The following is a 12137-nucleotide window of genomic DNA, read 5'->3' as shown; positions in this document are numbered from 1 at the left end:
CCCGCGACCCGGGTGCCCGCCCCCGGCGGCGCCGCCGCGCGCCTCAGACGGACAGCGGTACGGGATGCACCTCGTCCGCCCGGTGCCCGGCCCGCTCGTGGACCCGCTGCACGGCCTCCTTCGACGGGGCCTCGGACAGGCAGTAGACGACGCCCGCCTCCGGGTCGGCCCAGGCCTGCCGGAACCGCACGCCCTCGTCCGCCTGGATGTCGAGATCGGCCTGGTGCGCCATCCGCAGCTCCTCCTCGGTGATGCCGGCCATCCCGTGGTGGACGTCCATGAACCTGGCCATCGCGCTCGCACCTCCTGGCGAATGGTGCCGGACGGGACATCGACCGCGCCCGGCCCGTGCCGGCCCCCTCCCACCAGCTTGCGCCCGCCCGGCGCCGCCCGCATTCCCGCCGGTCGCGTGAAACAGCCCACAACCGGGACCTCTCCCGGGCCCCGCTCCGGCCGTGGCACAATGACCGCAGAAGTAGCAGTGACGTTCAGCGCACTCCGGGGTCGGTGAAAATCCGAACCGGCGGTTACAGTCCGCGACCCGTCCGCAGCCAGCGGCCGGTTGACCAGGTGAAATTCCTGGACCGACGGTTAAAGTCCGGATGGGAGGCGTGCGCGGCGGACGAGTGAGCGGTACCCGTGGTCCCCCGGTGGACCGCGGGCGGTGATGTGCGGCGACGGACGGGGCGACCCGCTCCGGCGTCCGGTGCGGCGGCAGCCCGGCGACGGGTCGCGCAGCCGTCCGGCGGCCCCGCGCACCCTCACGCCCGTCCGTGTCATCTCCCGTGCCGCACCCCGGAGTCCGCGCCCCAAGCGCGAGGAGGACCCGGGTGTTCACCGGCATCATCGAAGAGCTCGGCGAGGTCGTGTCGATCGAGGAGATCGGCGACTCCTCGCGGATCCGCCTGCGCGGTCCGGTGGTCTGTCAGGACGCGCACCACGGCGATTCCATCGCGGTCAACGGCGTCTGCCTGACCGTCGTCGACACCCCCGACGAACTGGCCGCCGGAACCGGCGAGTTCAGCGCCGACGTGATGGCCGAGACCCTCCACCGTTCCAGCCTGGGCGAGTTGAAGCCCGGCTCACGGGTCAACCTGGAGCGCGCCATGGCGCTCGGCGCCCGGCTCGGCGGACACCTGGTGCAGGGTCATGTCGACGCCACCGGAAGGCTGTTGAGCCGCGAGCCCGGCGAGCGCGACGCGGCCGGCGCGCTCCGCTGGGAGGTGCTGCGGTTCTCACTGCCCGGCTCCGTCACCCGCTACCTGGTGGAGAAGGGCTCGATCACCGTCGACGGCGTCAGCCTCACCGTCGTCGAGGCCGCCCGCGACAGCTTCACCGTCAGCCTCATCCCGGCCACCCTCGCGCTGACCACCCTCGGCACCAAGGCCGCCGGCGAGAGCGTCAACCTCGAAGTCGACGTCCTCGCCAAGTACGTCGAGCGGCTGCTGGAATCCCGGACCCTCCCCGCGGCGTTCGCCGCTGACAGCGCCGCGAACACCCTCGCGGACACCGCCACCGCGACCACCGCCGCAGAACCCACGGGGGAGGACCAGTGAACTGGCTCAACGGAACCGTCCACCTGATCGGTCAGGACGTCTACCGCTCGGACATCATCGGCAACCTGCTCGGCCTCGCCGCGCTCGCCCTCGGCTGGCGGCGCACCCGGCTGACCTGGCCGGTCCAGCTGCTCTCCGGCGTCGTCCTGGTCGGCGCCTACTGGTCCGCCCACCTCAGCGGCGGCGTCGGCAAGCAGGTCGTGGTCGTCCTCGCCGCCGTCTGGGGCTGGACCCGCTGGCAGCGTGGCGCCCGCGGCGACGGCGACGTCGCCGTGCGGTTCGCCACCGGCCGTGAACGCGCCGCGCTGATCGGCGGCACCGCACTCGGCACACTGGCCGTCGGCACCCTGTTCACCGTCTTCCCGCAGCTCTCCTGGGACGCCTGGCCGGACGCCTACATCTTCGTCGGCACCCTGGCCGCCATGGTCGCCCAGGCCCGCGGCTGGGTCGAGTTCTGGTTCGCCTGGGTCGCCGTCGACCTGGTCGGCGTGCCGCTCGCCTTCAACAACGGCCTGGTCTTCTCCGGCTTCACCTACTCCGTCTACTTCGTCCTGGTCCTGCTCGGCCTGCGCGCCTGGTGGCAGCGCGGCCGCAGCGCACGCCCCGCGACCGACCACGCCCTCCAGGGAGCCTCCGCATGACCGCGAACCCGCACGAGAAGCCGCACGGGAACCAGCCCGACGAACTCGTCCTCGACCCGGTCGAGCGGGCGATCGCCGACATCGCGCTCGGCCGCGCGGTGATCGTCGTCGACGACGAGGACCGCGAGAACGAGGGCGACATCGTCTTCGCGGCCTCCGCCGCCACCGCCGAACTGATGGCCTTCACCATCCGCTACAGCTCCGGCGTGATCTGCGCCCCGATGACCGGCGCCGAACTCGACCGCCTCAGGCTGCCGCCGATGACCCAGGTCAACGAGGACCGCAAGGGCACCGCCTACACCGTGTCGGTGGACGCCCGCGAGGGCGTCGACACCGGCATCTCGGCCGCCGACCGGGCCCGCACCGTGCGCCTGCTCGCCTCCTCCGGCACCGGGCCCGGCGACCTCGCCCGCCCCGGGCACGTCTTCCCGCTGCGCGCCGTCGAGGGCGGCGTGCTGGTGCGCCCCGGCCACACCGAAGCCGCCGTCGACCTGGCCCGGCTCGCCGGACTGGCGCCGGCCGGCGCGATCGCCGAGGTCGTCAACGACGACGGCACCATGGCCCGGCTGCCCGAACTGGTCGCCTTCGCCCGCGAGCACAACCTGGCGATCATCTCCATCGAGGACCTCATCGCCTACCGCCGCCGCACCGAACTCCACGTCGACCGGGCCGCCGTCACCGCGCTGCCCACCGCCCACGGCGAGTTCACCGCGATCGGCTACCGGGGCACCATCGACGGCGTCGAGCACATCGCGCTCGTCGCCGGCGGCCTGGACGCCGACGGCCGGCTGCCGGACGGCGAGGACGTCCTGGTGCGGGTGCACTCCGAGTGCCTGACCGGCGACGTGCTCGGCTCGCTGCGCTGCGACTGCGGCCCCCAGCTGCAGGCCTCGCTGCGCCGGGTCGCCGGGGCCGGCCGCGGCGTGGTGCTCTACCTGCGCGGCCACGAGGGCCGGGGCATCGGCCTCGCCCACAAGCTGCGTGCCTACGAGCTCCAGGAACAGGGCCGCGACACCGTCGACGCCAACCTCGACCTGGGCCTGCCCGCCGACGCCCGCGACTACAGCATCGGCGCCCAGATGCTCTGCGACCTCGGTGTGCGCTCGCTGACCCTGCTGACCAACAACCCGGAGAAGCTCACCGCGCTCACCGAGCACGGCCTCAAGGTCAAGGGCCGCGAGCCGGTGGAGATCCCGGCCGGCGAGCACAACGCCCGCTACCTGCGCACCAAGCGCGACCGGATGGGCCACGACCTGCCCGGCCTCGACGGCTGAGCCCCGCGCTCCCCGTCAGCCGCGTCCGGCCCCGCCCGAGTCCTGTCACCCGCGTCCCGCCCCACCCGAGCCCTGTCCCACCCGAGTCCCGCGAACCACCCGAGTCCCGCGAACCACCGAAAGGCACCCGCACATGAGCGGCCACGGAGCCCCCGAGCTGACCATCGACAACGCCGCCGGCCTCAGGGTCGCCGTGATCGCCGCCCAGTGGCACGAGCAGGTGATGAACGGCCTCCTCGACGGCGCCCACCGCGCCCTCAAGGAGCTGGGCATCGCCGAGCCGACCGTCCTGCGCGTCCCCGGCACCTTCGAACTGCCGGTCGCCGCCAAGCGCCTGGCCGAGAACGGCCACGACGCCGTGATCGCCCTCGGCGTGGTGATCCGCGGCGGCACCCCGCACTTCGACTACGTCTGCCAGGCCGCCACCGCCGGCCTCACCCAGGTCTCCGTGGACACCGGCGTCCCCGTCGGCTTCGGCGTGCTGACCTGCGACAACGAGGAGCAGGCGCTGGACCGCGCGGGCCTGCCGGGCTCCGCCGAGGACAAGGGCCACGAGGCCGTCACCGCGGCCGTCGCCACCGCCGCCGCGCTGCGCGCGCTCTGACCGCGGCGGTCCCGGCACCACCCCGGACCGTGGACGTCCACCGGATTGTCCACGGTCCGGAACCGTTTACCGCCCGTGCGCCCGCACGCCGTAAGGTGACTCCATCATGGCTTCGAAGACATTCGAGGAGCTCTTCACCGAGCTCCAGCAGAAGGCCGCCACCGGCGACCCCTCGTCCTCCCGTACCGCGCAGCTCGTCCAGCAGGGCGTCCATGCGATCGGCAAGAAGGTCGTCGAGGAGGCCGCCGAGGTCTGGATGGCCGCCGAGTTCCAGTCGGACGAGCAGACCGCCGAGGAGATCTCCCAGCTCCTCTACCACCTTCAGGTGATGATGGTCGCCCGCGGGCTGACGCTCGACGACGTCTACAAGTACCTCTAGTCCCGGCCCGGAAGAACCCCACCCCCCGAACAGGTAAGGAACTGACCTCCATGCTGCGCATCGCCGTCCCCAACAAGGGTTCGCTCTCGGGTCCTGCGGCGGAGATGCTCCATGAGGCCGGCTACCGGCAGCGCAAGGACGCCAAGGAGCTGGTCCTGGTCGACCCGGACAACCAGGTCGAGTTCTTCTTCCTCCGCCCGCGCGACATCGCCGTCTACGTCGGCTCCGGCCGCCTGGACGTCGGCATCACCGGCCGCGACCTGCTGCTGGACTCGCACTCCAACGCCGAGGAGGTGCTCGCGCTCGGCTTCGCCGGCTCGACCTTCCGCTTCGCCCGCCCGGTCGGCGTGGACGTCCAGGACGTCCAGGGCCTGGAGGGCCTGCGGATCGCCACCTCCTACACCGGCCTGGTCGAGCAGCACCTCGCCGACCACGGGGTGAAGGCCACCGTCACCAAGCTGGACGGCGCCGTGGAGACCGCGGTGCAGCTGGGCGTCGCCGACGTCATCGCCGACGTCGTGGAGACCGGCACCAGCCTGCGCAACGCCGGCCTGGAGGTGTTCGGCGAGCCGATCCTCGTCTCCGACTCCGTGGTGATCCGCCCCAAGGGCGCCGGCGAGGACCCGGCCGTCGACCAGTTCCTGCGCCGGCTGCAGGGCGTCCTGGTCGCCCGCCGCTACGTGCTGATGGACTACGACATCCGCGCCGAGAACGTCGGCGCCGCCGTCGGCCTCACCCCCGGCCTGGAGTCGCCGACCGTCTCCCCGCTGCACACCGAGGGCTGGGTGGCCGTCCGCGCGATGGTGCTCCGCAAGGAGGCCCAGCGGATCATGGACGACCTCTGGGGCATCGGCGCCCGGGCGATCCTGGTCACCAACATCCACGCCTGCCGCCTCTGACACACCGACCGGCCCCCGCCGCGGGGGTAAGCACCGGTTGAATGGGGTGGGGCCGCCGTCACGGCGTCCCCACCCCTTCCGTTGCCCGACCCACGAACCACCCCGGAGCCCCCCCGTGTCCACCCCCGCCGAGTTCCCCGTCACCTGGGCCCCGCGCCGCACCCGTGCGGTGCTGCTGCCGGTCTGCGCGCTGCTGGTGGTGCTGTTCGCCGTGATCGCGGTCGCCCTCCCCGCGAACTGGCAGATCAACGACCGGATCATGATGGCGCTCAGCGGCGTGCTGTTCGCCGGCGTCGGCCTGATGCTCGCCCGGCCCCGGGTCAGCGCCGACGCCCAGGGCGTGACCGTGGTCAACTTCGTCCGCAGCCGCCGGCTGGCCTGGGCGGAGATCGTCGGCGTGAACTTCCGCCAGGGCGACCCCTGGGCCACCCTCGACCTCGCCGACGGCACCTCGCTCGCCGCCGTCGGCATCCAGTCCGGGGTGGGCCGGAACCAGGCCATCGCCGACGCCCGCGCCCTGCGCGACCTGGTCGAGCACCACGGCCGCTGAACCGCCGCGGTCCCCCGGCCCGTACCCGTCGACGGACCCGCGGACCACCGGACCGCACACCCGCGGACCCGCCCCCGGGCGGGTCCGAACGCGGATCCGGGGGTCGCACGAGTATGGTCTACGCTGGTAAAAGCGGGGCAAAGGCATTGCCCTGCCCGAAAACGACCTGAGGAGTGACACTCCCCGTCCATGGACGATCCGTCCGGTAGTACCTGCGCCGCCCCACTTCCGACCACCGGAAGGCAGGCGGCACTGTGATCACCGCCTGGCTGCTGCTCCTCGCGGCCCTCCTGCTCATCCTCGCCAACGGCCTCTTCGTGGCCGCCGAGTTCGCGTTCGTGACCGTGGAACGCGGCGCCGTCGAACGCTCCGCCGACTCCGGGGACGCCAAGTCCGGCCGGGTCGCCCGGGCCCTGCGCCACCTCTCCTTCGAACTCTCCGGCGCCCAGCTGGGCATCACCGTCACGTCGCTGGTCGTCGGCATGCTCGCCGAACCGGCGCTGTCGACCCTCCTGAAGCCCGTGTTCACCGCCCTCGGCCTGCCCGACGGCGCCTCCCGCGGCGTCGCCGTGGTCATCGGCATGCTGCTGGCCACCGTCGTCCAGATGGTGATCGGCGAACTCGTCCCGAAGAACTGGGCGATCTCCCGCCCGCTCCAGGTGGCCCGCGCGGTCGCCGCCCCCCACATGGCCTTCTCCCGCGCCTGCCGCCCGCTGATCAGCGTCCTGAACGGCTCGGCCGACCGCACCGTGCGCGCCTTCGGCATCGAGCCGCAGGAGGAACTGGGCCACGCCCGCACCCCCGCCGAACTGGTCTCGCTCGCCCGGCACTCCGCCAGGGCCGGCGTCATCGACGAGGAGTCGGCCACCCTGTTCGTGCGCACCCTCGGCCTCGGCGACCTCACCGCCGAGTCCGTGATGACCCCGCGCGTCGACGTCTCCGCGCTCCAGCGCGACGCCAGCGCCGCCGACGTCCTCAACCTCACCCGCGCCACCGGCCTGTCCCGCTTCCCCGTCTACACCGACAGCCTGGACGAGGTCACCGGCACCGTCACCCTCAAGGACGCGCTCGCCGTCCCCGCCGAGCGGCGCGCCGCCGTCCGGGTCGGCGACCTCGCCGTCCCGCCGCTGCTGGTCCCCGAGACGCTCCCCGCCGAGCGGCTCCTCGACCAGCTGCGCCGCCTCCAGCCGATGGCCATCGTGGTCGACGAGTACGGCGGCACCGCCGGCGTGGTCACCGTCGAGGACATCGTCGAGGAGATCGTCGGCCAGGTGCAGGACGAGCACGACCCCGCCGACACCCCCGAACTGCTGCCGCTGCCGCCCGTCGACGGGCAGCCCGCCTGGGCCGCCGACGGCCGCGCCCGGCTCGACCAGCTGGCCGCCATCGGCCTGCACGCCCCCGAGGGCCCCTACGAGACGCTGGCCGGCCTGGTCGCCGACCTCCTCGGCAAGCTCCCCGACCCCGGCGAGCAGGCCGAACTCCCCGGCTGGCGGTTCACCGTCGAGGTCGTGGACCGGCACCGGACCAGCCGGGTCCGGGTGGAACGCACCGCCGGGCACCACCACTTCTTCGGCGACGACGAGGACGGGACCCGATGACCGCGCTCCAACTGGCCGTCGCGCTCCTGCTGCTGCTCGGCAACGCCTTCTTCGTCGGCGCCGAGTTCGCCGTCGTCTCGGTCCGGCGCAGCCAGATCGAACCACTGGCCGAAGCCGGCAACAGGCGCGCCCGCACCGTGCTGCACGCGCTCTCCAACGTCTCCGCGATGCTCGCCGCCGCCCAGCTCGGCATCACCGTCTGCTCGCTGGGCCTGGGCGCCCTCGCCGAGCCGACCATCGCCCACCTGCTGGAGGGCCCCTTCCACGCACTGGGCCTCCCGGCCGGCCTCCAGCACCCGCTGGCGTACGGCATCTCGCTGGCCGTCGTGGTCTACCTGCACATGGTGATGGGCGAGATGGTGCCCAAGAACATGGCGCTGGCCGGCCCCGAGAAGGCCGCCCTCTGGCTCGGCCCGCCGCTCGACCGGCTGGCCCGCTGGCTGGCCCCGGTCATCGCCTTCCTCAACGCCTTCGCCAACGGCGTGCTGAGGCTCTTCAAGGTGGAGGGCAAGGACGAGGTGGAGTCGGTGTTCACCACCGAGCAGCTGATGTACCTGCTCGCCGACTCCCGGGACGCGGGCCTGCTGGAGAAGGACCGCCAGGAGCGCCTGGAGGACGCCCTGGAGCTGGGCCGGCGCCCGCTCACAGACGTCCTGCTCACCCCCGAGCAGCTGGTCACCGTGGACACCAAGGTCACCGCCGCCCAGATCGAGGAACTGGCGCTGCGGACCGGCTTCTCGCGCTTCCCGGTCACCGACGGCGACCCGGCCGGCCACGGCTACCTCGGCTACCTGCACCTCAAGGACATCCTCGACGTCGACGACCCGACGGTGCCCGTCCCGGCCCGGCTGTGGCGGCCGATCACCGTGCTGCGCGCGACCCTGCCGCTGGACGACGCGCTGGGCGCGATGCGCCGGGCCGCCTGCCACCTGGCGGCCGTCCTCGACCAGGACGGGCGCACGCTCGGCGTGGTGATGCTGGAGGACGTGCTGGAGGAACTGGTCGGCGAGGTGCACGACCCGGACCACCGCTCGGCCGCCTGATCCCCGGCGGCCCCGTCCCGTCCCGGCGGGCGGGCAGCCACGCCCCGGAGGCCGTCCCGCCCCGCCGCCGGTCCCGTTTCGCCGAGGGCGATTCCGCTCTGAGCGTGCCCCCGTTCCCATGCCGGCCACCCCTGGGCAGGGTGGTCGGCATGAGACTTCTCCTGCTGGGTGGAACGGAGTTCGTGGGGCGCGCCGTCACGGAGGCGGCGCTGGAACGGGGATGGGAGGTGACGGTCTTCCACCGGGGGACGCACGCACCGCCGCCCGGCACGCGCGTCCTCCACGGGGACCGCACGGCGCCGGACGGGCTCGCCGCGCTCGCCGCGGGGGAGTGGGACGCGGTGGTGGACACCTGGTCGGCCGCCCCGTCGGCGGTGCGCGACAGCGCCCGGCTGCTGGCCGGCCGGGCCGGCCGCTACGCGTACGTGTCCAGCCGGTCGGTGTACGCCCACCCGGCGCCGGCCGGGGCCGACGAGAGCGCCCCCGTGGTCGAGGGCTCGCCGGACGACGGCGGGGTGCCCTACCCGCAGGCCAAGCGCGGCGGCGAACTGGCCGTCCTGGACGCCTTCGGCGACCGGGCGCTGCTGCTGCGCGCCGGCCTGATCGTCGGCCCCTACGAGAACATCGGCCGGCTGCCCTGGTGGCTCAACCGGATCGCCCGCGGCGGCCCGGTGCTCGCCCCGGGCCCGCGCGACCTCGGGCTCCAGTTCATCGACGTCCGTGACCTCGCCGCCTGGACCCTGGACGCCCTCGCGGCCGGCCTCGGCGGCCCCTACGACGTGGTCGGCCCGCGCGGGCACAGCACCATGGGCGAGCTGCTGGAGGCCTGCGTGGCGGCCACCGGCGCGGACGCCGAACTGCGCTGGACCGCCCCGGAGCGGATCGCCGCCGCCGGCATCGAGCCGTGGGGCCAGCTCCCGTTCTGGATCCCGCCGGGCGAGCTGTACGACACCATGCACGGCTCCGACACCGGCCGGGCGGTGGCCGCCGGACTGCGCTGCCGGCCGGCGGCGCGGACGGTCGCCGACACCTGGGCGTGGCTGCGCTCCGTCGGCGGGGTCGCCCCGCAGCGCCCGGACCGGCCGGCGGTCGGCCTGGACCCGGAGCTGGAGGCCGCGGTGCTGGCCGGCTGACGGACGCCCGGCCGTCCGGGAGAGGAACGCCCGGGCCGGTCCGCCGGGGAGCCGCCCGCCCCCGGGGACCGGCCGCCCCGGGGACCGCCCGTCCGGGGCGGCCGCCACCGTGCGGCCCTCCCCGGACCGGGCCTGCGTCAGGCCCGGCCGTCGATCAGCTCGCCGTAGGCCTGCACCAGGTCCGGCAGCCGGAGCGTGGCGAGGTCCTCCCGGCCGGGCGGCTCGCGCAGCAGGGTCAGCCGCAGGTCCCGGTAGGCACAGGACTTCTCGTACAGCGTGCGGATGAAGCGGCCGTTGCCGAGCTCGTCGATCCAGCCCTCGCGGACCACGTGGGTGCAGATCGAGGCCAGCTCCTCGGCGGCGTCCTCGTCCCAGCCGTCGCCGTCCTGCCCGGCGAGCGCGACGCCGATCGCGGTCAGCTCGCCCGGCCGGTAGCTGGGGAAGTCGACCCGGGTGGTGAACCGGGAGTTGAGACCGGGGTTGGTGGCCAGCAGGCGGTTCATGCCCTCGGGGTAGCCGGCCAGGATCACCACCAGCCGGTCCCGGTTGTCCTCCGCGCGCTTGAGCAGCACCTGCAGCGCCTCGTCGCCGTACGCGTCGCCCTTGCTGTACCCGGAGTTGGAGAGGCTGTAGGCCTCGTCGATGAACAGCACGCCGTCCAGCGCGGAGTCGATCAGCTCGTTCGCCTTGACGGCCGTCTGGCCGAGGAACTCGCCCACCAGGTCGGCGCGCTGGGCCTCCACCAGGTGGTCGCCGGAGAGCAGGCCCAGGGCGTGGAAGACCCGGCCGAGGATCCGGGCGACGGTGGTCTTGCCGGTGCCGGAGGGGCCGGAGAAGACGAAGTGCCGCTTGGGCGGCTGGACCGGCAGACCCTGTTCGGCGCGCAGCCGCGCCATCCGCAGCTGCGCGGACAGCGCCCGGACCTGCCGCTTGACCGGCTCCAGGCCGACCATCAGCGAGAGTTCGGCCAGCGCGGCGTCCAGTTCCGCCCGGTCGCCCTCGCGCCCGGACGCGGGGAACGCGCTCGCGAGCCGGGCCTGCGCGGCCCCGCCGCGGGCCGCGGCGGGCGCCGCCGGGGAGGCGGCGGCCGGCTGCGGCGCGGTCGAGCCGGAACGCCCGCCGCCCGCCGGCGGGGGAGCACCGGCCCCGCCGCCCGACCTGTTGTCGGTGCCCGCCGCGGTCGGCACCGCAGGGTGACCGTCGCCGTCCGCACCGGCCTCCTGCGGCTCCGGCCCGTCCGCTCCGTACGCCCCGTCCGGCCCGTACGCCCCGTCCGGGAGGACCCCGTCAAGCACCGGCCCGTCGAGGACCGGCCCGAGCGTCGCCCCGTCCGGGACCGGCCCGTCGAACGGGTCCGGGAGGCCGGGGGAGCCGGCCGCGGCGTCCACCGGTCCCGCCGGGAACCCCGCGGCGCCGGACCCCGGTCCCAGCGCGTCCGGTCCCAGCGGTTCGAGCTCCGCCCGGTCCAGCAGCGCGGCGTCCAGCGCGTCCTCCTCCGGCCCGCCCGCCCGCCCGGCCTCCCGGCCGGCCCCGACGGCGTCCAGCAGGGTGTCGGCGACGGCGTCCTCGGCCGAGATCGCGGCGAGCCGCGCCGCGGTGTCCATGAACGCCGGATCGGCCCGGTGCACCGCCCGGTACAGGGGTAACGCGGCCGCGCTGCGCCCGGCGCCCTCGTAGGAGCGGGCCAGCCAGTAGCGCAGCTCCTTGCGCTGCGGCTGCTCCGAGCGGCAGCGCGCCAGCGAGGCGGCGAGCGGGGCCTGGGCCTGGGCGCACATGTCCAGGCGGACCCGCGCCATGCCCGCGAACAGGCCGGCCTCGATGCCGAGCAGCGGGTCGTCGAGCAGCCGGTCGGTGTCCCGGATCAGCTGTTCCCAGTCCTTGAGCAGATAGGAGCGGCAGGCGTGCAGGAAGCGTGCCGAAGGGTCGTCGGACGGGGCCGGGCACTGGTCCAACGCGTGGTCCAGCTCGGTGAGATGACGCCCGTCCAGCCAGTGCGAGGCGTGCGCCAGCGCGAGGTCGCGGGGGGTCTCCAGCACCGGCTGCACCCACCAGCCGAGCCAGTACCAGGAGCTCAGCGGCCGGCCGTGGCGCCGGCGCTGTTCGCCGAAACGTTTCTGATGCCGGTGCATCGCGAGCAGCGCGCCGGGGGTGTCGCTGCGCAGCGCGTGCAGGCCGAGCCAGGCGTCGGCCATGCCGGGGTCGAGCCGCACGGCGGCCCGGAACTCCTCCTCGGCCCTGCCGTACGCGCCGGCCGTGTAGGCGTCCATGGCACGCAGCCAGGCGCGGTCGGCGAGCCGGTTCGGGGCCGGGCCGCCCGCGTTGTTGCTGTCGGAACTCTCCACCGTCGTCACTCAACGCCCCCCGCGAAATGGCTCGGGGCCCGCCCGGTGCGGCGGTGTGCGGACCCGCCGGTGGTCGTCTGCCCCCGGGGCGCATCTGCGCCTGCCTGGAATCGTA

At 74.4% G+C, this 12137-nt stretch carries 12 protein-coding genes and 1 riboswitch; of the genes, 10 read left to right on the top strand and 2 right to left on the bottom strand.

All coding sequences use genetic code 11. The features are described from left to right. Window positions 1–43 precede the first annotated feature (43 nt). Window positions 44–292, bottom strand: coding sequence for an SCO4226 family nickel-binding protein (locus ACFCX4_RS14310; RefSeq protein ID WP_376142037.1), 249 nt, complete (start codon window positions 290–292; stop codon window positions 44–46). A 198-nt stretch (window positions 293–490) separates the two neighbouring features. After that, window positions 491–618: riboswitch (FMN riboswitch) on the top strand. A gap of 212 nt (window positions 619–830) precedes the next feature. Between ACFCX4_RS14310 and ACFCX4_RS14305 the strand changes: the two genes are divergently transcribed. The 10 genes from ACFCX4_RS14305 (at window position 831) to ACFCX4_RS14260 (ending at window position 9680) form a co-directional block, all read left to right on the top strand. Next, window positions 831–1556: a riboflavin synthase gene (locus tag ACFCX4_RS14305; RefSeq protein ID WP_376142034.1), complete on the top strand. Its 726-nt coding sequence runs from the start codon at window positions 831–833 to the stop codon at window positions 1554–1556. Next, complete coding sequence (locus ACFCX4_RS14300; RefSeq protein WP_376142031.1) at window positions 1553–2197, top strand: nicotinamide riboside transporter PnuC; 645 nt, start codon at window positions 1553–1555, stop codon at window positions 2195–2197. Before ACFCX4_RS14305 ends, ACFCX4_RS14300 begins: the two co-directional genes overlap by 4 nt. Beyond that, complete coding sequence (locus tag ACFCX4_RS14295) at window positions 2194–3471, top strand: bifunctional 3,4-dihydroxy-2-butanone-4-phosphate synthase/GTP cyclohydrolase II (protein ID WP_376142029.1); 1278 nt, start codon at window positions 2194–2196, stop codon at window positions 3469–3471. Before ACFCX4_RS14300 ends, ACFCX4_RS14295 begins: the two co-directional genes overlap by 4 nt. Before the next feature lie 133 nt (window positions 3472–3604). Then, window positions 3605–4075, top strand: coding sequence for a 6,7-dimethyl-8-ribityllumazine synthase (ribH, locus tag ACFCX4_RS14290; RefSeq protein ID WP_376142026.1), 471 nt, complete (start codon window positions 3605–3607; stop codon window positions 4073–4075). Between the two features lie 106 nt (window positions 4076–4181). Further along, window positions 4182–4454 carry a phosphoribosyl-ATP diphosphatase gene (locus tag ACFCX4_RS14285; RefSeq protein WP_030306151.1) on the top strand — a complete coding sequence of 91 codons (273 nt, stop codon included), beginning with the start codon at window positions 4182–4184 and terminating at the stop codon, window positions 4452–4454. A gap of 50 nt (window positions 4455–4504) precedes the next feature. Then, on the top strand, window positions 4505–5353 hold the full coding sequence (gene hisG / locus ACFCX4_RS14280) for an ATP phosphoribosyltransferase (protein WP_376142024.1): 849 nt from the start codon (window positions 4505–4507) through the stop codon (window positions 5351–5353). A gap of 115 nt (window positions 5354–5468) precedes the next feature. Beyond that, window positions 5469–5903, top strand: a complete 435-nt coding sequence (locus tag ACFCX4_RS14275) for a PH domain-containing protein (RefSeq protein WP_376142021.1) — start codon at window positions 5469–5471, stop codon at window positions 5901–5903. A 254-nt stretch (window positions 5904–6157) separates the two neighbouring features. Beyond that, window positions 6158–7504, top strand: coding sequence for a hemolysin family protein (locus ACFCX4_RS14270; RefSeq protein ID WP_376142019.1), 1347 nt, complete (start codon window positions 6158–6160; stop codon window positions 7502–7504). Then, complete coding sequence (locus ACFCX4_RS14265) at window positions 7501–8547, top strand: hemolysin family protein (protein WP_376142016.1); 1047 nt, start codon at window positions 7501–7503, stop codon at window positions 8545–8547. The genes ACFCX4_RS14270 and ACFCX4_RS14265 overlap by 4 nt, the downstream gene beginning before the upstream one ends. Window positions 8548–8696: 149 nt before the next feature. Further along, complete coding sequence (locus ACFCX4_RS14260; protein ID WP_376142013.1) at window positions 8697–9680, top strand: NAD-dependent epimerase/dehydratase family protein; 984 nt, start codon at window positions 8697–8699, stop codon at window positions 9678–9680. Window positions 9681–9817: 137 nt separating this feature from the next. Here ACFCX4_RS14260 and ACFCX4_RS14255 read toward each other — a convergent pair whose 3' ends face one another. Continuing rightward, window positions 9818–11947, bottom strand: coding sequence for an AAA family ATPase (locus ACFCX4_RS14255; RefSeq protein ID WP_376142047.1), 2130 nt, complete (start codon window positions 11945–11947; stop codon window positions 9818–9820). Between the last annotated feature and the right edge of the window lie 190 nt (window positions 11948–12137).

This window comes from Kitasatospora sp. NPDC056327, from assembly GCF_042261735.1.
GTDB lineage: Bacteria > Actinomycetota > Actinomycetes > Streptomycetales > Streptomycetaceae > Kitasatospora.
This window is presented reverse-complemented; position numbering and strand designations above follow the sequence as displayed.

Excerpts from the sequence above, each read along its gene's own strand:
- ACFCX4_RS14295 (WP_376142029.1), top strand. The coding sequence starts at position 2,194 with ATGACCGCGAACCCGCACGAGAAGCCGCACGGGAACCAGCCCGACGAA.
- ACFCX4_RS14260 (WP_376142013.1), top strand. The coding sequence starts at position 8,697 with ATGAGACTTCTCCTGCTGGGTGGAACGGAGTTCGTGGGGCGCGCCGTC.
- ribH (WP_376142026.1), top strand. The coding sequence starts at position 3,605 with ATGAGCGGCCACGGAGCCCCCGAGCTGACCATCGACAACGCCGCCGGC.
- hisG (WP_376142024.1), top strand. The coding sequence starts at position 4,505 with ATGCTGCGCATCGCCGTCCCCAACAAGGGTTCGCTCTCGGGTCCTGCG.
- ACFCX4_RS14285 (WP_030306151.1), top strand. The coding sequence starts at position 4,182 with ATGGCTTCGAAGACATTCGAGGAGCTCTTCACCGAGCTCCAGCAGAAG.
- ACFCX4_RS14310 (WP_376142037.1), bottom strand. The coding sequence starts at position 292 with ATGGCCAGGTTCATGGACGTCCACCACGGGATGGCCGGCATCACCGAG.
- ACFCX4_RS14255 (WP_376142047.1), bottom strand. The coding sequence starts at position 11,947 with ATGGACGCCTACACGGCCGGCGCGTACGGCAGGGCCGAGGAGGAGTTC.
- ACFCX4_RS14265 (WP_376142016.1), top strand. The coding sequence starts at position 7,501 with ATGACCGCGCTCCAACTGGCCGTCGCGCTCCTGCTGCTGCTCGGCAAC.